The organism is Cohnella ginsengisoli (genome assembly GCF_029525555.1).
Lineage (GTDB): Bacteria > Bacillota > Bacilli > Paenibacillales > Paenibacillaceae > Cohnella > Cohnella ginsengisoli.
In genome coordinates this window covers 1311734-1333489 of record NZ_JAPDHZ010000002.1, presented here as the reverse complement: position 1 = coordinate 1333489, position 21756 = coordinate 1311734, and the positions used below count along the sequence as shown (strand labels likewise).

The 21756-nt window shown below is 58.5% G+C and carries 19 protein-coding genes and 3 pseudogenes; 19 read left to right on the top strand and 3 right to left on the bottom strand.

Features of this window, described 5'->3' with window-relative positions; all coding sequences use genetic code 11:
• The first annotated feature begins 56 nt into the window (after positions 1 to 56).
• The 5 genes and pseudogenes from OMP38_RS06490 to OMP38_RS06470 all read left to right on the top strand — a co-directional run.
• Complete coding sequence (locus tag OMP38_RS06490) at positions 57 to 1673, top strand: S-layer homology domain-containing protein (protein WP_277564355.1); 1617 nt, start codon at positions 57 to 59, stop codon at positions 1671 to 1673.
• Positions 1645 to 2616 (top strand): HAD-IIA family hydrolase, encoded by a 972-nt coding sequence (locus tag OMP38_RS06485; RefSeq protein ID WP_277564354.1) that lies wholly within the window; start codon positions 1645 to 1647, stop codon positions 2614 to 2616. The genes OMP38_RS06490 and OMP38_RS06485 overlap by 29 nt, the downstream gene beginning before the upstream one ends.
• On the top strand, positions 2606 to 3484 hold the full coding sequence (locus OMP38_RS06480; RefSeq protein WP_277564353.1) for a metallophosphoesterase family protein: 879 nt from the start codon (positions 2606 to 2608) through the stop codon (positions 3482 to 3484). Before OMP38_RS06485 ends, OMP38_RS06480 begins: the two co-directional genes overlap by 11 nt.
• Positions 3485 to 3646: 162 nt before the next feature.
• Positions 3647 to 4525 (top strand): EamA family transporter RarD, encoded by an 879-nt coding sequence (gene rarD / locus OMP38_RS06475; RefSeq protein ID WP_277564352.1) that lies wholly within the window; start codon positions 3647 to 3649, stop codon positions 4523 to 4525.
• A gap of 124 nt (positions 4526 to 4649) precedes the next feature.
• Positions 4650 to 5279: pseudogene (locus tag OMP38_RS06470) on the top strand (DUF2264 domain-containing protein); the annotation flags it as partial.
• A 33-nt stretch (positions 5280 to 5312) separates the two neighbouring features.
• On the opposite strand, the gene OMP38_RS06465 reads toward OMP38_RS06470, so the two are convergent.
• On the bottom strand, positions 5313 to 5441 hold the full coding sequence (locus tag OMP38_RS06465; protein WP_277565243.1) for a hypothetical protein: 129 nt from the start codon (positions 5439 to 5441) through the stop codon (positions 5313 to 5315).
• A gap of 358 nt (positions 5442 to 5799) precedes the next feature.
• On the opposite strand from OMP38_RS06465, the gene OMP38_RS06460 reads away from it, so the two are divergent.
• From OMP38_RS06460 to OMP38_RS34495, 12 genes and pseudogenes are all read left to right on the top strand, one after another.
• Positions 5800 to 7413 (top strand): cache domain-containing protein, encoded by a 1614-nt coding sequence (locus OMP38_RS06460; protein ID WP_277564351.1) that lies wholly within the window; start codon positions 5800 to 5802, stop codon positions 7411 to 7413.
• The gene (locus OMP38_RS06455) at positions 7347 to 7826 is read left to right on the top strand and encodes a helix-turn-helix domain-containing protein (RefSeq protein ID WP_277564350.1); all 480 of its coding nucleotides are present in this window, start codon (positions 7347 to 7349) and stop codon (positions 7824 to 7826) included. Before OMP38_RS06460 ends, OMP38_RS06455 begins: the two co-directional genes overlap by 67 nt.
• Positions 7827 to 8103: 277 nt before the next feature.
• Positions 8104 to 8277, top strand: a complete 174-nt coding sequence (locus OMP38_RS06450; RefSeq protein WP_277564349.1) for a hypothetical protein — start codon at positions 8104 to 8106, stop codon at positions 8275 to 8277.
• Positions 8278 to 8314: 37 nt separating this feature from the next.
• Complete coding sequence (locus OMP38_RS06445; RefSeq protein WP_277564348.1) at positions 8315 to 9001, top strand: ABC transporter permease subunit; 687 nt, start codon at positions 8315 to 8317, stop codon at positions 8999 to 9001.
• A 30-nt stretch (positions 9002 to 9031) separates the two neighbouring features.
• Positions 9032 to 9922 (top strand): carbohydrate ABC transporter permease, encoded by an 891-nt coding sequence (locus tag OMP38_RS06440; protein WP_277564347.1) that lies wholly within the window; start codon positions 9032 to 9034, stop codon positions 9920 to 9922.
• Positions 9923 to 9986: 64 nt separating this feature from the next.
• Positions 9987 to 10466 carry a type 2 periplasmic-binding domain-containing protein gene (locus OMP38_RS06435; protein ID WP_277564346.1) on the top strand — a complete coding sequence of 160 codons (480 nt, stop codon included), beginning with the start codon at positions 9987 to 9989 and terminating at the stop codon, positions 10464 to 10466.
• Positions 10351 to 11529, top strand: coding sequence for a DUF3502 domain-containing protein (locus OMP38_RS06430; protein ID WP_277564345.1), 1179 nt, complete (start codon positions 10351 to 10353; stop codon positions 11527 to 11529). Before OMP38_RS06435 ends, OMP38_RS06430 begins: the two co-directional genes overlap by 116 nt.
• Before the next feature lie 12 nt (positions 11530 to 11541).
• A complete protein-coding gene (locus OMP38_RS06425; protein WP_277564344.1) occupies positions 11542 to 12588 on the top strand; it encodes a glycoside hydrolase family 130 protein in 1047 nt (348 codons plus the stop codon).
• 104 nt (positions 12589 to 12692) lie between these two features.
• Positions 12693 to 13697 (top strand): hypothetical protein, encoded by a 1005-nt coding sequence (locus OMP38_RS06420; protein WP_277564343.1) that lies wholly within the window; start codon positions 12693 to 12695, stop codon positions 13695 to 13697.
• Positions 13639 to 14160: pseudogene (locus tag OMP38_RS35620) on the top strand (polysaccharide lyase family 8 super-sandwich domain-containing protein); the annotation flags it as partial. The gene OMP38_RS06420 and the pseudogene OMP38_RS35620, both read left to right, overlap by 59 nt.
• A 25-nt stretch (positions 14161 to 14185) precedes the next feature.
• Positions 14186 to 15643: pseudogene (locus tag OMP38_RS06415) on the top strand (discoidin domain-containing protein); the annotation flags it as partial.
• Positions 15644 to 15907: 264 nt separating this feature from the next.
• Complete coding sequence (locus tag OMP38_RS34495; RefSeq protein ID WP_338130477.1) at positions 15908 to 17512, top strand: S-layer homology domain-containing protein; 1605 nt, start codon at positions 15908 to 15910, stop codon at positions 17510 to 17512.
• Positions 17513 to 17748: 236 nt separating this feature from the next.
• Here the strand turns inward: OMP38_RS34495 and mprF are convergent, their stop codons facing one another.
• On the bottom strand, positions 17749 to 19629 hold the full coding sequence (mprF, locus tag OMP38_RS06405) for a bifunctional lysylphosphatidylglycerol flippase/synthetase MprF (RefSeq protein ID WP_277564342.1): 1881 nt from the start codon (positions 19627 to 19629) through the stop codon (positions 17749 to 17751).
• A 17-nt stretch (positions 19630 to 19646) separates the two neighbouring features.
• On the bottom strand, positions 19647 to 20093 hold the full coding sequence (locus OMP38_RS06400; RefSeq protein ID WP_277564341.1) for a hypothetical protein: 447 nt from the start codon (positions 20091 to 20093) through the stop codon (positions 19647 to 19649).
• Between the two features lie 375 nt (positions 20094 to 20468).
• On the opposite strand from OMP38_RS06400, the gene OMP38_RS06395 reads away from it, so the two are divergent.
• Together OMP38_RS06395 and OMP38_RS06390 are read left to right on the top strand one after the other, a co-directional pair.
• Entirely contained in the window at positions 20469 to 21416 is a 948-nt protein-coding gene (locus OMP38_RS06395; RefSeq protein WP_277565192.1) for a DedA family protein, read from the top strand.
• Positions 21343 to 21750 (top strand): phosphatase PAP2 family protein, encoded by a 408-nt coding sequence (locus tag OMP38_RS06390; protein WP_277564340.1) that lies wholly within the window; start codon positions 21343 to 21345, stop codon positions 21748 to 21750. The genes OMP38_RS06395 and OMP38_RS06390 overlap by 74 nt, the downstream gene beginning before the upstream one ends.
• Positions 21751 to 21756 lie beyond the last annotated feature (6 nt).

Genomic DNA, 21756 nt, shown 5'->3' with positions numbered 1-21756 from the left:
CGATCAGAGACGCCGGGCGGCATCGGTTGCGTCCGGCGCGGAGGAGGACATCGGCTATGAGAAAGTGGATATTGCTGCTGCTGATCACGGTGCTGGCCGTTCAGCTCCTGCCGGCCGGTGCGAACGCGGCCGCTGCCGCAGGCGAGCTGACGGCGAAAATCGATCAAAACGACCGAACGGTAGTCATCGCGGGCAGGCTTCCCGAAGCAGGCGGCGAGGTTCTGGTCACGGTCACGGACCCGGACGGCCGGATGGACTATTTTAATCAGAAAAAGACGGACGAAGCGGGCGGCTTTCGCTTCAGTTACGTAAGCCGTTCCGAGACGAAGGGGACTTACCGCGTTCGCGCGATCGGTTCGTCGGCGGGCGGAGGAGCGCCCCTGGAAGCCGAATATACGTATTCGGGCGCCGCGCCGACGAGCGGCGGCGATTCGGGCGCGAATGCCGCGCCAGGCGCGGGCGACGTTCAAATGGCGTCCGCGACCGACGGATCGGTTGTGTTGACGCCGGCATGGAGCCGCGATGGCGCAAATGGCTTCGTCTTCGCCGCGATCGGCAGCGAAGCGCTGAATCGGGCGATGGCCTTGGCGAAGCCCGACGCCGCCGGCATCCGCCGCATTACGATTCAGGCAAACGCAGCGGAAGCCGCGCAGGGTTATCGGATCGCGCTCCCCGCGGCGGCCCTTCAAACGAACGCCAAATCGGCGCTTTTCACGATGGCAACGCCGATCGCAGCCGTAGCGGTCGCCTCGGACATGCTGGACGAAGCGGTCGCTTCGGTCGCGGAATTTACGATCGCAGAAGCGAACCGCGACGGCTGGAGCGAGGCCGCGCGCGCGAACGTCGGCAATCGTCCGGCGGTCGATATCAGCGTGGGGCTCGACGGGAAGCGCATCGACTGGAGCAACCTCGCTTCGCCGGCCAACGTAGCGATTCCCTATACGCCTACGCAGGCGGAGACTGAAGCGACCGAGCGGCTTGTCGCCCGGTTCGTGGACGAGAGCGGCCGATCGACGACGGTCCCGAACGGCCGATACGAGAACGGCAACGTCCTTTTCCGAACCACGCATCTCAGCACCTATGCCGTAGCGTACGACGGCCGGACGTTCGGCGATGTGCCCGCCTCCCATTGGGCGCATCGGGCCGTAGGCGCGCTGGCTGCCAGGGAGATCGTCAAGGGAAGGACGGACGGCGCCTTCGATCCTTCGGCACCGGTATCGAGAGCCGAGTTCGTAGCGCTATTGATGAGAACGTTGGAACGCGAGACGGAGAGCGGCAGCGATTCAGGCGAGGCGCCTTCTTTTAAGGACGTGAGTTCCGGCGCGTATTATTCGGCTTCGCTTCGCGCCGCGGTCGGCGAGGGCATCGTCGAAGGGGATGGCACAGGCCGTTTTCGTCCGAATGCGCAAATTTCAAGGCAGGAGCTGAGCGCGATGGTCTATCGGGCGCTTGTCTCGACGGGGCGGCTTGCCGCACCGGAGGGACCGGCGGCGAGCGGCGTCGTTTTCAAAGACGCGTCCGATATCGCCGCTTATGCGCGGGAAGGCATCGGCGCGCTGGTTTCCGCCGGCGTCCTGCAGGGCAGCGGCCAGACTTTCCGTCCGACGGCATCCGCTTCGCGAGCCGAAGCCGCGCAGGTTATGTATGGAATTTGGTCGCAACTGGCTGATTGAAGTCAAGCATGTACGAATGCTTCAAACGGTCACAGACGGCGAAAACCCGTCTGTTTCCGTTGAAGCTTTTTCTGTTTCCATTTTTCGAGGGGGCTTGCGAATGCGGAATAACACGGTTCTGAGAGACGGCGGAGAGATACGGGCCTGGCTCTTCGACCTGGACGGAACATTATACTTCGGAAACAAAGCGGCACCCGGCGCCAGGGAAATGTTAAGACGAATCCGGCGTCTCGGTTATCGCGAAGCGTTTGTTACGAACAATTCCAGACATTCGGCGAAAGAGGTTGCAGCGCGGCTTAACCGGATGGGACTTGAGGTGTCGGATCTTGCAATCGTAACGGCAACGGAATATTCGGCCAGATTTTTAAAAGAAAAATACGGCAGTCTTGTCGTTAGCGTGGCCGGCAGCCCCGCATTTGCCGAGGCGCATCGGCTCTCCGGACATACAGTTCGTCCGCTGCAAGATGATACGCGGCCGGATGCCGTCGTCATTGGCCTGGATGCGGCCTTCACCTATCGGCAGTTGGAGCGCATCGTTCATGCCGTCGGCAGCGGAGCCAAGCTGTTTGCCTCTAACCCGGATGGATATCATCCAGGGGCTGGAGGCCGGAGAGTGCCGGAGACAGGAGCGCTTGTAGCTGCGATCGAAGTCGCTTCCGGAATCTCCGCTTCCTATATAGGCAAGCCCGAGCCGTACATGTTCCGATACGCCTTGTCATTGTGCGAAGTCTCCGCGTCTCAAGCGATAATGGTGGGAGACAATTATGACACGGATATTAGAGGGGGTAAAGGAGCCGGGGTGCGGACCGTTTGGTTAAATGGATCGACTAAGCCGGATGCCATGAACGATCGGCATGCCGCAGACCGCCAAGCGGCCGACATCGTCGTGCGCCATTTGCCGGACTTGTTCACCCATATAGGAGGCCTACTCAGTGAAAATTGAACATATACACGTAATCAGCGACAATCAGGCTCTGATCCGCATCGAAGGATTGACCTGTCCGGTCACGTTGCTTCACGTAACTGACAGCCATATGAACGTGACGGATGCGCAAGAAGGCTTGAAGGTGCTCGTCGATTCGATTGCTGCTTATAGCTTCGATCCGTTGAACACGATTAATCATTTTGAACGGGCGCTGGCATATGCCAATGAACTTTCCGTAGACGGGGTCCTTCTGACCGGAGATATGATAAATGGGGCAACGGCTAACAATCTTGAATATCTGCATTCGCGGCTGCAGAGCCTTAATGCTCCGAATTTGTATACGCCAGGCAACCATGATTGGGAATACCCGGGTGAGCCGTGGGGAGAGAGCACGCGCCAGGCGCAATACGGCAAGTTCAATCGGCTAACGAGGGGCAACCCTGCTTGCCAAGCCGTCGAGATCGGCGGAATAAACGTTGTTGCGGTAGACAACAGTACCTATCAAGTGAGCCCGCATCAGCTGGCCTTTGTCCGGACCGAACTGCAGCGGGGATTGCCGACCTTGTTTTTATACCATATCCCGTTATATGTTCCTTCCCTGTTGAAGGACGTATTGAGAGATTGGGGCTCACCCATTATGATGGCTGCCGAGGGATGGGAGGCAACGCATATGGAGAAATGGCAGGTTGGGCCCCCGTCGGACTCGACCCTGAATTTCTGTCAGTTACTGCGGGAAAACCCATATGGCAATATAATCGGTTCTTTTTGCGGACATATTCACTGTTCCCATAAGGATGCACTCGGGGAGGATTGTTACCAGTATGTGACGCAGGCGGGTTTCGCGGGAGGCTATCGCATGATTCGACTGCTGCCGTTAGACGATTGACGCTTGCGGCGTTCGGTCGAAATACCGGTACTCCGCGTTGGCGAGACTTATAGCTCAATGTAAACGCCATCGCCGTCCATTTCCTTATTATTTCCTTTGCCTACTCGCCGATCGAGGCGTATAATCCGTTCAGACATCGGAGCGAGAAGCGAGGAAATGGTTATGAACAACGGGTTGGTCAATGCGATTATCGCGTATATCATGTGGGGGGTTCTCCCGCTTTATTGGAAGCTGTTCAACGATGTGCCGGCCGGCGAGATTCTGTCGCATCGGGTGATCTGGTCGTTCGTCTTCATGGGAATTCTCGTCGCCGTCCAGCGCCGCTGGGGCGACATGAAGCGGATTGCGGCCAGCCGCGCGCTCCTGCTGCCGCTCGCCGCCAGCGGACTGCTGATCGCGGCCAATTGGCTCATCTTCATCTGGGCGGTCAACAACGGCCATGTCGTCGAGACCAGTCTCGGCTATTATTTGAACCCGCTGCTGAACGTGCTGCTGGCGGTCGTCTTCCTCCGCGAAAAGCCGAACCGCGGCCAATGGCTCGCGATCGCCATCGCCGGCGCCGCGGTGCTGATCATCGCCATCGACTACGGGCGCTTTCCGTGGATCGCGATCTCGCTGGCCGCGTCGTTCGGGTTGTACGGCTTCGCGAAGAAGAAGATCCGGCAAGACGCTTCGATCGGTTTGCTATCGGAGACGGCCGTCGTCCTGCCCATCGCGCTCGGCTACTGGATCTACTTGGCCGCCGCGGGCAAGACGACGGCGTGGACGCTGCCTGCGTCCACGTTCGTCGAGCTGCTACTGTCCGGCGTCGTGACGGCGCTGCCGCTGCTCTTCTTCGCGCGGGCGGCCGCCCGGATGTCGCTGTCCACGCTCGGCTTCGTCCAATATATCGGGCCGACGATCATGCTGCTGCTGAGCGTATTCGCGTTCAAGGAATCGGTCTCGCCGGCGCTGCTGGTCGGCTTCGCGTTCATCTGGACAGCGCTCGTCGTTTACGCCGCGGCTTCGGTGCGCGGCGCAAGGCTCGCGAAGGCGAGCTGACGGCAAAGGCGCTCCGTCGCCGCCAAAATGGCCATTTCCGTCCGATGGGCGGAGATGGCCGTTTTCCGTTTGTGCCTTTTTCATCGACTTTATAGAATACATAAAACGATACGCGGGAGGCGTGCGGAGCGCGATGGCGCAGATGGCAAGAGAAGCGATCGATGCCGCCACGGATTCCCTTTCGCCGGATTATATGAATTTTTCCGAAGGCTTTCAGCCGATCGTCGATCGAGAAAACCCGGCTATAACAATTGGCTGTTGTTCGCGGCCATGACGGAAACCGCTCTGTACTTGCTCGGCGAAGATTGGGATCCCATGCGCGTCGATTTTGCGTTGAAAAAACATGAAGTGTGGTATTTAGGAGACGGTGTTTACGCACGTTCCCTCCGCTCGGCCGGTCGCTTGCGTACCGGTTCGGCGCGTTTCAATTGCTGTCGCAGGCTGCGCTTCAAGGCTGGCTGCCTGAGGAAGCCGCTCCGAATCAGATCATGTGCGCCTTGACTGCCGTTATTCACCGCATGATCGAAGCCCCTGGAACGTTTGTTCAGGACGGTTGGCTGCGGGTCGGATTCTGCGGCGATCAGGCGGACATCGGGGGAGGGGTACATTTCTACGGGAAGCTTGTATCTGTGCGCAACCGTATTTCTCCCCCCTTGGTCTCAATCCTGCGCATTCGTCCTGGCAAGGACAAGCGGACTGGACCTCGAAGAAAGCATGGGCGGGAGCGCCGTTTCCGATCGACAAGGCGCTCTATGACAATCGCCGGGCGGGCGCCGGGAGCGTTCTGCTATCCGTTCAGCTCGCGGAAAGTATTTTCATGCTTCATACCGTCCTCGTCGTGCTCCCCGCGGAAAACGGGACTCGAATGCGTATTTTGCTCGAAGGAGGCGGCCGGATTCGCCAATCGCCGCAGCATGCGGTCCGCGGCCCGGTAGCCGGCTTCTTTTTCGCGCAGCGGAAGTTCGTCGAAGGGGACATTGTTAAAATCAGTACTTTAAGAAACCCCCTCAAGCCGATCATTATAGAGAGATGATATTCCTAAGAGGGGTCTTAGAACAGGATGGCTAAAAAGACGATCATGCGCAAAACGTACCTCCGGGCGTTTGTCACCTCGGCTATTTTGATTACGGTCATTGTCAGCGCGTTTTCGCTGTATCTGGTGCAAAGGTTTTCCCAGTCCGCGCGGGACGAGGTTCTGTCGACCATTCAGAACCAGCTGAAGCAGGTGCAAAAAAAGCACGGAATTTACGCTGTACAAGCTCCGATTGTACGGCATGCGGATGTTCGCGGACGAATTGGTCCGCGAATGGTTCTCGAGCCCGAACGATCCGCAGCTGCTCGTGCGACTGTCGAACAGCATGAAGGAGTACGCCGCGTCCGAGCCTTTTATCCAAAATATTTATTTGATCAGCGCCAGAGAGAACAGGGTGTGGACGCTGCGCGAGTCGATGTTCGACAATATCGATTTTTTCGATCAGCCGCTGCTGCAGAAGGTCAGGAACGACAGGAGCCCTTATTTCCGTTTTCAGGGGCATAGCGACGGGAAGCGGTCGTATATTTATTTGGCGATTCGGGACAACTCGATGAAAAATTCGGACGGCTATCTGGTCATGATGGTCGATAAAGCCAACTTTGACGACAATGTGCTGCAGTCCGAAATTTATAGCCAGATGCAGCTGCTCGTAACGGACGACGCCGGGAACTTTATACTTGGAAACGAGAACGAACGGCTGCTGACGGCCATCCCGACGTTCGGCGCGATGCCGGAAGGCAGCTTCGATTGGAAGGGCGACGGCCGGAAATGGTTCGTGCATACGGCGCAAATCGAACCCGAAGGCTGGCACGTCTACCAGTTTACGCCATGGGACGTCTGGCAGTACAAGCTGAACGAGCTGCGCAACGCCATTCTATGGTCGGCGGGGCTCATGCTGACGTTGACGCTGTTTTTCCTGTTCTGGGTCTCCCGCCGGCATTATATGCCGTTCAGCGAGCTGATCGGCTTGATTCAGCGCCATGGGTCGGACGCGGACGGCAGCGGACGCCTTCAGCCCGAGCATCAAATCCTGCGCAGCGGGATCGGCAAGCTGGTGACGCAGGTCGAGCAGATGAACCAGTCTGTCAAGTCCAACCAGCAGACGATCCGGGAAGATATGCTGCGGCTGTGGATCCGCAACGGGACGCTGCCCGCCGAGTCGCGGCAGTCGCTGATCGAGCTGACTCCGGTCGCGAAGGCGAAGCAACTGGGTCTTGCGGTCGTCCGGATCGAATATTATTCCTCCTTCGAGGAGAAGTACAATTTTTACTCGAGAAAGCTGTTGAAATACGCCATGGGCAACATTGCGCAGGAAACGCTGCGCTACCACCAGGCGGAATGCGAAACCGTCGATTTTGACGACGATCATATCGTAGTGATCTGGGCCGGTTCGATGTCCGGGGACGACATCCGGCGGATGCTGACGGATATGAAAGGGAATATCGATCGATGCCTGCAAATCGCTACGGTGTGTTCCTATCATAAGACGACCGAACAGAGCTTTAATCTTCAATCCGTTTACCGGCAGGCGATGGAGTACTCCATGCTGAAGTTTTTGAACGGCGAGGACAGAATCTACGAGGCGTCGGACTGGAGCCTGTTTCAGACGCAGACGCTCGAGCCGTTCTCCGACAAGCTGATCCAGCAGCTGCTCCAATCCGTGAGCAAAGGCGAGGAGCACGAGGCGTTCCTCGTCATGGAGCAGCTGTTCGCGCGCCTGCGTCATCTGCCCTTCGAAGAATGCAGGTTCCAGCTAATCCGGCTCGTCTACGGCATGAAAAAATATTTTTGCGGGCCGGCGCGCTGCAGGACTTCGACGGCGTATCGCGACAGCTGGATCGCTTCGCCAACCTGAACGAGGTGTACGCCTGGCTGAAGAACGAGATGATCGCGTTCAAGGAACGCAACCAAAAGCCGGGCCGCGAGACGCGCAAGGAGGACGTCGTCGCTTCCGTCGTCGATTACGTAAGCCGTCATTTGCAGGAGTCGGTATTGACCGTCGAACAGATCGCCGAGCATATCGGTCTATCTCCGAATTATGCGCGCACGATATTCAAGGACATTTTGCAAATCTCGCTCTCGGACTTTATCCTCGGCCTGCGGATCGAGAAGGCTAAAAAACTGCTGCACTCGACGGATTGGCCGATCACGCAAATCATGGATTCCGCCGGCTTCCAGACGAAGAGCCACTTCTTCACGGTGTTCAAGAAGGCGACTGGGATGACGCCTATGCAATTCCGGTTCGAAGCGGACGATCAACGGGGATGAGAAAATAGGAAGGGGCTCTCTCAAAAAGTCACTCGGCCGCCCGCCGCACCCGCGCCCCCGGAACCGCACAAAAAATGTGCGGTTCTTTTCCAATCGCCCGCCGCGCCGCGCATACATGCGCTCCCGCCACCGGGCGCCGCGCCCGCGACCGCTTTGTTGCGTTTGTTCAATCCAGAACCGGAGAAAACCGCGCCGAATCAACGTTTTGATAGAACGAGAACTATCCAGAACCGCGCGTCTTCCGATACGATGAGGGCATCGAAAGGGGAGGGCGAGATTGAGTTTGCTGCGAGAGCTTCATAAAAACAAAAGTATTTATGCGATGGCGTTGCCCGGTCTTCTGTTTTTGCTAGTGTTCGCCTATTTGCCTATGGTGGGCCACGTGATCGCCTTTAAAAAGTTTTCCGTCTCGAAGGGCATATGGGGGGAGCGAATGGAACGGCTTCAATAACTTCAAGTTCTTTTTCGGCAGCGACGATTGGATCCGCGTGACGCTCAATACGATGGGACTTAACGCGCTGTTTCTCGTCTTCGGCCTCGGTCTGGCCGTGATCCTTTCCATCGCGCTGAACGAGATCCATGCCCGGCTTTACAAGAAGCTGGCGCAATCCATTATTTTTCTTCCGTACTTCGTCTCCTGGCTGGTCGTCAGCCTGATGGTGTTCGGCTTGCTCAATTCGACGAACGGCATGATCAATCACGAGCTGCAGTCGCTGCATCTGGGCGCGATCGATTGGTACAGCACGCCGGCGTATTGGCCGGTCATCCTGACCGTCATCTCCATCTGGAAGTTTGCCGGCTACAACTCGATTATTTTTTTGGCGGCCATATCGGGCATCTCGGACGAGCTTTACGAGAGCGCGCGCATCGACGGCGCGAACCGGCTTCAACAAATCTTTTACATTACGTTCCCTTTGCTGAGACCCACATTGGTCATCTTGACGCTGCTGGCGGTCGGGCGGATCTTCTACGGAGACTTCGGCATGATCTACGGCATCGTCGGCGAGAACTCGCTGCTCTATCCGACGACCGACGTGATCGATACGTTCACGTTCCGCGCGCTTCGCGGGCTGGGCGACTTCGGCATGGCTTCCTCGGTGGCGCTCTACCAGTCCGTCATGGGATTATTGACCATTCTGCTGTTTAACGGACTCGTTAAAAAAATACGATCCTGATTCCAGGCTTTTCTAAAGGAGATCCCGCAAATGCAACGACGTTCGAAAACGAGTATCGGCGATCGGCTCGTCAACGGTTCCGCTTATTTGATTACGACGCTTTTCGCGCTCTTTTGCTTGATTCCGTTCTGGATGGTCATTATCGGCTCCTTTACGGACGAGAGCAGTCTTAGAGCGGAGGGATTCAAGCTGATCCCGAGCAAGCTGAGCTTGTACGCCTATGAATTTTTGCTGCGCGGCGGGCAAGTGTACCGAAGCTATCTCGTGACGATCGAGACGACCGTCCTCGGCACGCTTGCGGCGGTCCTCATCAGCGCCATGTTCGCCTACGTGCTCGCCCATCGCAAGGTCAAGTACAAAAATGCGTTGTCGTTTCTCACCTACTTTACGATGCTGTTCGGTTCGGGGCTTGTCGGCTTTTACATTCTCGTCGTCAACTGGCTGCATCTGAAGGATACGCTCTGGGCTTTGATCCTGCCGTATCTTCTGAACCCGTTCAATACATTCGTTCTCGTATCGTTTTTCCGTACGGTGCCGTACGAGCTGAACGAAGCCGCGACGGTCGACGGCTCGGGCGAATGGCGGACGTTCTTCCGCATCATCCTGCCGATCACGACGCCGGTCCTCGCCACGACGACGCTGCTGTACGCCTTGCAGTACTGGAACGACTGGTGGCTCGCGCTTTTGTTCATCGACGACTACACGCTGCACCCGCTTCAGATCATGATTCGGCAGCTCATCTCCAACATGAACGCCGCGGCTTACATTCAGGGCGCGTCGACCGGCCAGCTCCAGCAGATCCCGGCCTACGGGGTGCAGCTGGCGACCGTCTGCGTGACGATCGGACCGATTGTGCTGCTGTATCCGTTCCTGCAGCGCTACTTCGTCAAAGGGCTGACGATCGGCTCGGTCAAAGGCTAATTCGGGCTATAACCGGCAGTATTCGGTTGAGCATATAAAGAAACATTCCAGGGAGGCAATCGAAATGAAAAGAAAAGCGATACTGCTGGCGGGTCTCGTCACGCTGACCGCTTCCGGCGTACTGGCCGGCTGCAGTGGAAACGGCAGCGACAACGACAAGGAAGCGGCGGGCTCGAGCCCTGCCGGCACGAAGCAAGCTCAACAAAGTGAAGCGCTAAGCCCCGCCACGTTAAAAATTTATATTCCCGGAGACCGGCCCAAGGATATGGACGCCGTCATCGCCGAAGCCGAGAAGCGCATGGAAGGCACCCTTAACGTCAAGCTGAACATCACGTTCATTCCATGGTCGGATCTGGACAATAAAACGTCGCTCGCGCTCGCTTCCGGGGGAAGCCGTCGACCTGATCTTCGACGCGCCGTGGCTGCATATGAACAAAATGGTCGCCTCCGATACGTACGAGGATCTGGAGCCGCTGCTGCAGCAGTACGGTCAGACGATCCTGAAAACCCGGCCGCAGGAAATGTGGGACGCGAACAAGTTTAACGGCCATATTTACGGCATACCGCTCGGCGTCTCCCAATATCAGATCAAAGGCTTCTACATCCGCAAAGACTTAAGAGAGAAGTACGGCATGCAGCCGCTGAAAACGTTCGACGATCTCTCGCAGTACCTGTACAAGGTGAAGGAGAACGAGCAGGGGATGAGTCCCTTGACGACGCTCGTGTCGACGGACCGCATCACGAACGCCTATCCCTTCTATTTCGATTCGGCCTACGACGTGAAGCAGGAAATTCCCGAGATGTACCCCTTCTTCTATAAGAAGAACAATGACGGAAAAATCTATACGCTGTTCGAAAAGAAGGACGAGGGCATCTGGTCGGGCATTCAGGGCATGCGCAAATGGTATCAGGACGGCATCGTGAACAAGGATAACCTGGCGGTGCAGAACGAGCGGGATTTGTTCACGGCGGGCAAAACGGCGGCGATCACCTCCGCGGACGTCGGCATCCCGTCATCGATACAGGACGCCGTCGGCAAGCTCGGCGGGTCGGCCGAATGGGTCACCTTTATGGATCCGTCGCAAAAGTACCAGACCGACTTCAAGCAATGGAACTTCATCAGCGTGCCGAAGAGCAGCAAAAACAAAGAGCGCGCCATCATGTTCCTGAACTGGGCGAACGAAAAAGAAAATTACGATCTGCTCAGCTACGGCCTGGAAGGGAAAAACTGGGAGGCGGTCGGCGAAGACGGCTTCAAGGCGCTGAACGGCGATTACCCGAACTTCGGCTTCGACTGGATCTGGAATCCGACGTACGAACGCTATGACGCGTCCCTGTCGCCGGATGAGCTGAAATGGTGGAACTGGGCGAAGGACGCGGCCAACTTCACGAAGTCGAAGGATTCCGGCTTCACGTTTAATCCGGAGCCGGTGCTGCAAGAGATGGCAAGGCTGAAGGCGAACTCGTACGTTTATCCGATTCTGCTCGGCTCGCTCGATCCGGACAAATCCTTTGCCGACTTCGAGGCCAAATACGGAGCGGACCTGAAAAAAATCCAAGCGGAATATCAAAAGCAACTGGATGCTTATCTGGCCGCGCAGAAATAAGGAGATTCGAGAATGGCCATCAGCAGATTTTCGCACAATCCGATCGTAGCTACGAAAGACGTAAAGCCGATCCATCCCGATTTTCAAGTCGTGGGCGTATTTAACGCAGGGGTTGCGACCTTTGGAGACGAGTTTATCTTACTGCTTCGCATCGCGGAGATGCCGGTTCAATCCGACGACGATCACGTGCTGGTCCCCGTGCTGAGCGAGACGAGCGGCGAGCTGGAGATCGTCCGCATCGCCAGGTCGGACGACCGGTACGATCTGTCGGACTCGCGCGTGATCAAGCAGCGGGGCAAGTATGCGTACCTGACCTCCCTCTCCTATCTAAGGATTGCGCGCAGCGCCGACGGCATCCGATTTACGGTGGACCCCGGTCCGGCGATGCTGCCGGACGGGCCGCTGGAGGCCTGGGGCATCGAAGACCCGCGGATTACGCAGATCGGCCGCCAATATTACATCACGTACAGCGCGATCTCGTCAAAGGGCGTGAGCGTTGGCGTCGCCGTGACGGAGGACTTCGTTACCTTTGCGCGAACCGGCACGATGCTTCCGCCCGAGAATAAGGACGTCGCGATTTTCCCCGAGAAAATCGGCGGCAGCTATTATGCGCTTCATCGGCCCGTGCCGAAGGCGATCGGTTCTCCCGAGATGTGGATCGCGCAGTCTCCCGATCTCGTTCACTGGGGACGGCATCGGCATCTGATCGGCCTTCGGGAAGGGCAATGGGACGGCGGGAGAATCGGCGGCGGCGCAGTCCCGATCCGGACGCCCGAGGGCTGGCTTGCCCTGTATCACGGCGCGGACGCGACGGACCGTTATTGCATGGGCGCGCTGCTGCTGGACCTGGAGGATCCGGCCCGCGTGATCGCCAGATCCCGCGGGCCCATCCTGGAGCCGGAGGCGGAATACGAGGTGAACGGCTTTTTCGGCCGGGTCGTCTTCTCGTGCGGCGCGCTGCTGCTGGACCGAACGATCCGCATGTATTACGGCGCGGCGGATGAAGCGATGGCCGGCGTGGACATCCCGCTGACGGACATTTACGACACGCTTGATTGAAAGGGCGGAGGGCAGTGCGAGCTGCCTTCTTCTCTTCTCCGAATCGGAAGGCGCTTTCAATCGCGTCGGGCTTACGTCGATTTTATATAAAGGAGCGCATGTACATGGCTGGCAGCGTGCAAGGGTTCGTGAAAAAGTGGCTTTGTCTGGTTCTGATCGGTTCGATGATATCGTCCTTGTGGGCATCCGTCTCCGCCGCGGCGAGCGCGCCAGACGGGACGAACGCGGCGCAGGAGATCGCCGATATGAAACGGATGAAACAGCGCATGGTCGAGTTTTACATCTCCAAAGATATCATCAACGACGGTACGAACGGCCGGGTCGAATGGACCTTCAAATCGCAGGCGGCCGGTTACTTGTCCAGCCAAAAGCCGGACGGAAGCTGGGCGGACGTCGATTATGCGAGCAAGCAATCCGCGGCCAACGGGCGAGGCTGGCCATCCTACCTGGCCCTGGATCGGATGCAGTCGATGGCTGCGGCGTTCGCCGATCCGAAGAGCCCGAACTATCATAGCGAAGCGCTGCTGGACGGCATCAAGCGGGCGCTGGATCATTGGTTCACGGTCAAGCCGACCTCGACCAACTGGTGGGAGAACACGATCGGCACCCAATTAAGGCTGGAGAAGGTCGCGCTGCTGTGCGAAGGCTACTTGACGGATACGCAAGCCGCCAATATCGTCGGTACGCTGGACAGCAGCCCGAACACCGTCGACGGCGCCAATTCGTCCTGGTACAACCAAAATTACATGTACCGGGGCTTGCTGCTGGAAGATGCCCAAAATGTCCGGAACGCCGTGGATGCCTTTAACGTGCTGTCGAACGTGACGACGACGGTGACGGGCATCCAGTCGGACATGTCCTTTTTCCAGCACGGCAAAACCAACTATACGACGGGCTACGGCAGAAGCTTCGCCAGAGACATGTCTTTTTTGGGCGTACATTACTTCGGGTACCGTCTTCGCCTACAGCGAAGCGGCGATGGACTCGTTGTCGTCCTACCTGCTCGACGGCACCCGGTACCAGGTGAGAGGCGACGTCGCCGACCTGGGCATGGGAATGAACGGACCGGACTGGCCGGACTACGCGAGCGCGGCCCTGACCTTCTATGAAGATCCGATGCAGTGGATGGAGGCGGCCAATCCGAAGCGGGCTTCGGAGTTCGCCAGCTTCCTGGACAACATTCGCCGGATCGGCACGAGTACGAGCAACGGGCTGAACGACAACAATATGACGCAATGGCAGACGCTCGTCTCGTCCCATATGCGGTCCGACTACGGCATCACGGTGAAGATGTCCTCCAGCACGGTGAAGGGCGGCGAATGGCGGACGATCAATCCGGGCGGCTACAACCTGCTGTACTGGACGCCGCAAGGCGCGACCGCCATCCAGCGGACCGGCGACGAATACAGGCCGGTCTACCCGTTGATGGACTGGGCGCACGTTCCCGGCACGACGGCTCCATACGTACTCACGAAGGACGGGAATTTCAACAATCCCAGGACGTTCGTAGGCGGCGTGACCAATGAGCGTTACGGCGCCACCGCGTTCGACTTCAACAAGCTGAGCACGAGCGGCAAAAAAAGGCTACTTCTTTTTCGACGACGAAATGGTGGCGCTCGGCGCGGGCATCGCTTCCACGAACGCCGCTCCGATCCACACGACCTTGAACCAAAGCAAGGCGGTCGGCGACGTGATCGTCGACGGCCAGACGATGGCGGAAGGGACGAAGCAAACGAACGGCAAGTGGGCCTACAACGACCGGATCGGCTATGTATTCCCGAATCCGACGGACTTCCAAGTCAAGTTGGAGACAAAAACCGGCAAATGGAGCGACGTCGTCACGGGCAGCTCGACGGAGCCGATCACCAAGCCGATCTTCTCGATCTGGCTCGATCATGGCGTGAAGCCGACCAACGCTTCCTATCAGTACATCGTGCTGCCGGACAGATCCGCCGAAGAGGTCGGCAGCTACGCGAACGACAACCCGATTACCATCCTGTCGAATACGGCGTCGGTGCAGGCCGTTCGGCACGAAACGCTGCGCCTATCGGAAATGCTGTTCTATCAGCCGGGAACGGTGACGGTAAGAGACGGACTTACGGTCGCGGTCGACAAGCCTGCCATGGTCATCGTCGACGAGTCCAAGTCGCCTGCCCGCATCTCGGTCGCCAATCCCGAGACGCCGGGCATTACGGTGAACGTGACGCTGGACCGGAACGGGGAAAAAACGAAGACGACCTACCGGCTCGGCAAAGACATCTTCGCAGGCCGAAGCGTGACCTTGAACGAGGGAGCCGCGATCGACGACAGCGGATTCGACCTTGCCTACAGCAAAGGCGCGGCCGCTTCCTCCAGCCAAGGCAAGCAATTCGCCTCGAACGCGACGGATTTGTACAGAACGTCCTATTGGCATTCGAACGCTTCGGACGATGAATGGCTTTACGTGGATTTGCAGAACCCATATACGATCAATAAAGTCCGATTGAAGTGGGCGTCGGCCTACGGCAAAAGCTACAAAATACAAGTGTCGAACGACGCCGTCTCCTGGACGGACGTCTATGCCACCTCGCTGGGAGACGGCGGCATCGACGACATCTCCTTCGCCAAGGTAGACGCCAGATACGTCCGCATGCAGGGCGTAAAGCAAGGAAACGCGGACGGTTATTCGCTAACCGAATTCAACGTCTACGAGGCGGTGGCGCCCAATCTTGCGGAAGGCAAGAACGTAGTCGCGAGCTCGACCAAGGCGGCCGACGTGTCGGCGGGGAATGCGGCGGACGGCTCGCTGACGACCCGCTGGGGCTCGAACTATTCGGATCAGCAGTCGATCTACGTCGATCTGGGCGCAAGCCAAACGATCGCGAAGGTCGTCCTGCATTGGGAGTCCGCTTACGGCAAGGAGTATCAAATCCAGGTTTCCGACAATGCGGCGGATTGGACGAACGTATACAGCACGGCGAACGGGGACGGCGATATCGACGAGATTGCCTTCGAACCGGTGAATGCCAGATACGTGAAGATGAACGGCTTGAAAAGAGGGAGTACGTACGGTTATTCGCTCTGGGAATTTAAAGTGTACGGCGCCGAGACCGCGGAGCGGATCCCCGCCGTGGTCGAGCTCCAGGCGACGCCGACTTCCGCGACGGTCGGCGAAAGCGTATCCGTCTCTGGCGTCGTGTACGACGGCGATCGGCTGCCGCTGCCCGGTGTGGCCGTCGAGATCTCGGCAGCGCCGGACAGCGCCGATACCTTTCGCGCGATCACGGACGAAAATGGCGGGTTCAGCCAAATTTACGCGGCGCCGTCCGTTGCCGGCGACATGACGATCTCGGTCGTCCTGCCTTCGAGTCCGTACGTGACGGGAACGATCGTCGTGCCCGTGAAGCGGGCCGAGCAGGTGCCCGTTCGAATCGAGCTGCGGGCGACGCCGTCTGCCGTAGCGGTCGGGGGCGCCGTGTCCGTGACGGGAACCGTCTACGACGGCGACGATCTGCCGGTCCCTGGCGTAGCGGTCGAGCTTGCCGCAGCTTCGGGCAGCGTCGATGCCGCTGCGGCGATCACGGATGCGAACGGCGGATTCAGCGCCATCTTCAATGCGCCGTCCGCGGCGGGCGAAGCGACGATTACGGCAGCCGTGACCGCCGATCCGTCCGTGAAAGAGACGATTACCGTTTCCGTCCATGAGAACGTGCAAGTGCCCGTTCGAATCGAGCTTCAGGCGACGCCGTCTTCCGTGACGGCGGGAGGCGAAGCGTCCGTCTCGGGCGTCGTCTACGACGGCGACGATCTGCCGGTCCCCGGCGTAGAGGTCGAATTCGCGGCTTCGTCGGGAAGCCTCAAGACCGCCAGGACGGTAACGGATGAAAACGGCCGGTTCGGCACGGCGTTTACGGCACCGTCCGCAGCCGGAGAGGCGACGATTACGGCAGCCTTGACGGCGTATCCGGACGTGACGAGCGCGATTAAGGTATCCGTCGCCAAGGCCGAGCAAGTGCCGGCCCGCATCGAGATGCAGGCGACGCCGTCTTCCGTATGGATCGGAGACGAAGCGACCGTGACGGGCACCGTAACGGATCGCGACCGTCAGCCGGTATCCGGCGTGGCGGTCGAGCTCGCGGCTTCGTCGGGCAGCATGCAGACGGCCAAAGCGATAACGGATGGCAACGGCCGGTTCAGCGTGCGTTTCACGGCGCCTTCCATAGCGGGAGAGGCGACGATCACGGCCAGCCTCACCGCGCATCCGTCCGTGACGGGGCTAGTGAAGGTCGCCGTAAACGAGCGTTCCGACGGCGGCAATCCGGACGGAGGAACGCCCGTGACGCCGCCGGCCAAACCCGACGAGCCAAACGAAAATCCGGACAAGCCGGACGTTCCGCCGACCGGCCGCGACTTCGCGGACATCGCCGGCCACTGGGCGCAAGCGAGTATCGTGGAAGCCGAAAAGAAAGGGATCATTACAGGTTATCCGGACGGATCTTTCCGTCCCGATCGCACGGTGACGCGCGCCGAATTCGCGGTCATGCTGGTCAAGGCGCTGAAGCTGCAGAAGGAAGCGTCCAACCTGTCCTTCAAGGACGCGGACCGGATCGGCCAGTGGGCCCGGACGGCCGTTGCGCAAGCCGTAAGCATGGGGCTGATCCAGGGAGACGGCAGCGACAACTTCCGTCCGGACGCGCCGCTCACGAGATCGGAAATGGCCGTCATGCTCGCGAGAGCGCTGAAGTTGGCGCCTGAAGCGGTATCCGCCGGCTTCGCGGACGATCGCGACATTCCGGCCTGGGCCGTCGGCGCGGCGGCCGAGTTGAAGAAGCTGGGCATCATGCAAGGCAAAGGCGGCAACGGCTTCTTCCCGAAAGACGTGACGACACGCGCGGAAACGGTCGCCGTCCTGCTCCGGATGCTGGCAGCGATGGAAAAGGAATAAGCTGAAGCGACAACCCCTTCTTCGAGATTTTTTCGAAGAAGGGGTTTTTCTTATCTCTATTTCGACGACTCGTTTGCGCTCATCGCTCTTCCTTGGCCTTTCGGCGTTTGTCCGGCCGACGGGCAATCAATAGAATCAATTCGACCAGCAAAACGGGCAGCGATACGCGCGCAGGATAAGCGAGGTATCGCGGCTCCCATGTCGGGCGAAATTTTTCTTTGTATTTGCGCAGCCCCTTAAAGCCGTACCAATGCCCCCCCGTATTCGTAAAGCCGGTTCGCCAGCTTCTCCTCGCGCATGGCGGCCCGCGCTTCGCCGACGCTGGCCAAAGGGGCCATGCCCAGATTAAAGACGGAATAGCCCTGATCCCGGGACCACTCGATCAGGCGCAGAAACAAATAGTCCATGGTCCCGTTCGGCGTATCCGCCAGATGGCGCATGATATCGATGGACGTCGTCCGCCCGCCGTCGTAGCTTGGCGCAAGCGTCGCGAAGGCGATCTCCCGCCCGTCCGGCGCCAACAGCGCCGCGATCGGCGCCTTCTGCAAGTAGGCGGGCTCAAACCAGCCCAGCGAGAAGCCTTTTTCCCGCCGGCCTTTGAGCCAAGCGTCCGAGATCCGGCGCAGACGCTCCAGCGTCTGCGGATCATGCGGAGGCTGAAGGACCTCGAACCGGTAGCCGTCGCGTTCGAAGCGATTGATCACATTGCGAAGGTTCGTATTCGCTTTTCCGGTTAGCGAAAAAGTCGATAGGTTCACGAGCGCTTCTTCGCCCAATTTAAAAAATCGGTAGCCGTTTTCGTGATAAATCGGCAGATAGGCGGGGGAGACCTGGTAAAAAACGACTTCCAGGTCGTAAAGATCGGCATGTCGTTGGCATTCCTGAATGCCGCTGCTGATCAGCGCCGGGTCGCCGAGCGGGTCTCCTAGCACCGCGAACTTGTTGCGAATGATCGAATAAGGAATGAGAACGCGGCCGTCGCATGCCCAGAAAAAGCGCTTGTCCCCTGCGAAAAGCATATGGGTGAGCAGGTTGCCGTGCGCGCCGTTCAAAAAGTCGCGCACCCGCTCCAGCTCCTCTGCGGAAGCGCGGCTTGTCGTTATCTTGTTCGGTCGCAGCAAGAGCGCGAGCGACAGGAGCAGCCAAGTCACGCCGAGACCCGTGACGACGGCAATGGTATGTTGGGTCGGGTTCAGGATCAAGTGAAGATAGCGGTTGTCAGGGAGCCGATGCACGAATTCGGGCACGGTGCCGGCCGCGACGATATCGTAGACATAAGCGATGAGAAGGGTAGTCGCAGCCCAGACAGCCAAGCGGTCCCGAGGGATCGGCGCGCCGATTCGGTAGAAGCGGTCCCGCGATAAATAGAGCAAAAGCGCGACAAAAAGCAAAAAGATCGCTTCTTCGAAATCGAACGCTTTGGTGAAGGTAAACAAGGCGCCGGCGCACAGCAGGCCGAGCGTCCATGAGTAGGCGCGTTTGATTCTGCGGGAGATGCCCCAGGACAGAACGATCAGCATCAATCCGATCGTGAGGCTCAATTGGTGAGACAGGCGCATGAGCGGCGCGGACAGCAGCTCCTCGGCGAACTCAAGCCGACCGAGCAAGCCCGGCGTCGCGGCCGACAGGAGCAGGAGGGCTCCGCTCAGGAACACCAGCTTGCCGAGCGCCCAAACGCCGAATTCGGATATCCAGGCGTGCTGGCCGGGGAATTCCCATAGTCGCTGCCAGCCGTTGAGCGAGTCCTCGACCTGGCGCGAATCGGTCTCCGCCGGCTTCTGCCGGTTCTGGGCAAACTCGAAGACGCCCATGACGAGGCCGATGAGCCAAGGAATCAGATAGTAGAGGATGCGATAGAGGACAAGCGCGGCGGCCGTATTCTCGGGCGCATAGCCGAGCGCTTGCAAGCCGAACAGCGCGATCAGATCGAAGCCGCCGATGCCGCCGGGCGCCAAGCTCACGAGTCCGGCCGCGGCAGCGACGGTGTAGATGCCGAGCGTAGTAAGGATGGGAAGATCCGGAAGCAGGGTCGAGGCGATCAACCAGAACGCCGCGCCGGCTAAAGCCCATTCCGCCACGGAGACGATTACGGATGCGGCGATCGTGGACGGATTCATCCGCGGCAGGTCGCGGTTCAGCCATTTGGAATAAAAAAGGGGTGCGTTGAAACAGCAAATAGCCGGGCAAATAAAGCGCGATCGCCCAGATGGCATACAAGGTCCAGCGATGAGTCCGAATCACGGCATCGATCGGAAAAAGCCCCCCCGAGACCGCCCCAGGCCAGCAGCGAGATCCCCGTGATGGTAATGGTGGACAAGAAAGCGATGCACGCCGTTATCGTCGGAACAGAAAGGCCGCGGCTGCGGTACAAGTAGGTTCGCAGCGCGGCGCCGGCGACGCCGGCGAATCCGATGACGCTATTCGAGGTATTGGCGATCCAGGCGATGCGAAAAGTCGTCCAGCGCCCGATGGAAAGCCGAAAGTGCCGGCGAAGCACGAATTCATAGCCGTTGACCGACGCGACCGCGACCAGGGACGATGCGATGAGCAGGAGCAGCCTGGACGGCTCGATGCGCCGCATGATATGCAGCGTGGCCGCCCAATCTATACGTCGGAACTCGGCTTGGCCTTCCCATATTATCAGTCCGATGATAGCGAGCGGTATCAAAATTTGAATGATTTTTAAACGGTACAGCGTAGACAGGAGTCTCAGCGCCTTTAGGCGGGGGGAGGTCCTTTTTTGTTTTTGGTCATCGTCGTTCTCCTCGTCCGGTGATCGTACACCAAGTATACCCTTGCCGGTCGTTTTGAAAAAAGATTTTTCGCGGCGAACAACCGCCTTTATTTTGAAGTCATTTGTTAGATAAGGAAGCAACGTGCTAAAAGCCGGTTTAAGTAGGAATGATACCAACTAGCTGGCCGCGCTTGCGCATCCGGGAGGCGATTATCGTTGGATATGCTGACAAACTTGCTTGCGCACTACGGATACGGTCTTATCTTCTTGTTCCTGTGCCTGGAGATGCTCGCGCTGCCGCTTCCCGGCGAGATGATGATGAGCTACATCGGGCTCTTCGTTTATGAACAAAAGCTGGGCTGGCTGTTCAGCATCGTATCGGCCGGCTCGGGCGTCTTGACGGGCGTGACGCTCTCCTATTGGATCGGATATCGGCTGGGCAGGCCGTTTATCGTTCGGCACGGGCATCGGTTCCATCTGACGGAATCACGCATCGACAAGCTGACCCTTTGGTTTGAAAAGTATGGAGCCAAGCTGCTTTTCATCGCGTATTTTATTCCCGGCGTCCGCCATGTTACCGGTTATTTTTGCGGCGTTACCCGGATGCCTTTCCGGCGTTATGCGCTGTTTGCGTATACCGGCGCGATTTTCTGGGTGGGTCTGTTCATCTCCCTGGGCAAGGTGCTGGGGCCGAAGTGGGAGTTGTATCACTCGACGGTCAACCGTTACATGATTATTTTCGGCATCGCCTCGGCCATTGTGACAGGCTTGATTTACGTATACAGGAAGTACAAGCAGCAAGTTGTCGATGCGCTAATGCAGCTGCTGACGCAAGGGGTGCGCCGCTTTCATTCGTTCGGCAAGGTTCGGTTGCTGCTGTTGGCTTCTTTTGCCTTGTTCGTCCTGTTTTTCTCGCTGATGCTGGGCGTGATTCAGGATTTTTTTGGCTCAGGAATTCGGACAGTTCGACGAGATCGCCTCGTTTCTGGTCACGGCTTCCTTCGGTCCCGGTTGGAGCGGATGGATGCACGCCTTCGAGAAGCTCGGCACGCTTTATTTGTATGGCCCCGTGCTTGTGCTCTCCGCGCTTTGGATCATGCTGCACAGCAAGGAGCGAAGGCTGGACCTGACTTTCCTGGTATGGGTCGTCGTCGGGGCGGAGCTCCTTGACGAGATTTTGCGCGCGGTCTTCCATCGCCCCGGACCCGTTGCGGCAGGCGTACAGCTTTTCAATACGTTTCCCAGCGAGGAAACGCTGATCTCCTTGACGGTTTGCGGTTTTTCGGCTTTCCTGCTTCTGCGTTATTACCACTTTCGTTATATCCGAGTTCCCCTTATTCTGGGCGTGATTCTGATCTGCCTGGCTGTGGGCGTCAGCCGGATCTATTTCGGGGTGCAATACCCGAGCGACGTCTTCGCCGGATATGTGTTCGGGGGCGCGTGGGTCAGTCTCCACGTGATGCTGCTGGAGATTCTCCGGAAATTGCGAACCGTAGGGGATTAATGCGCC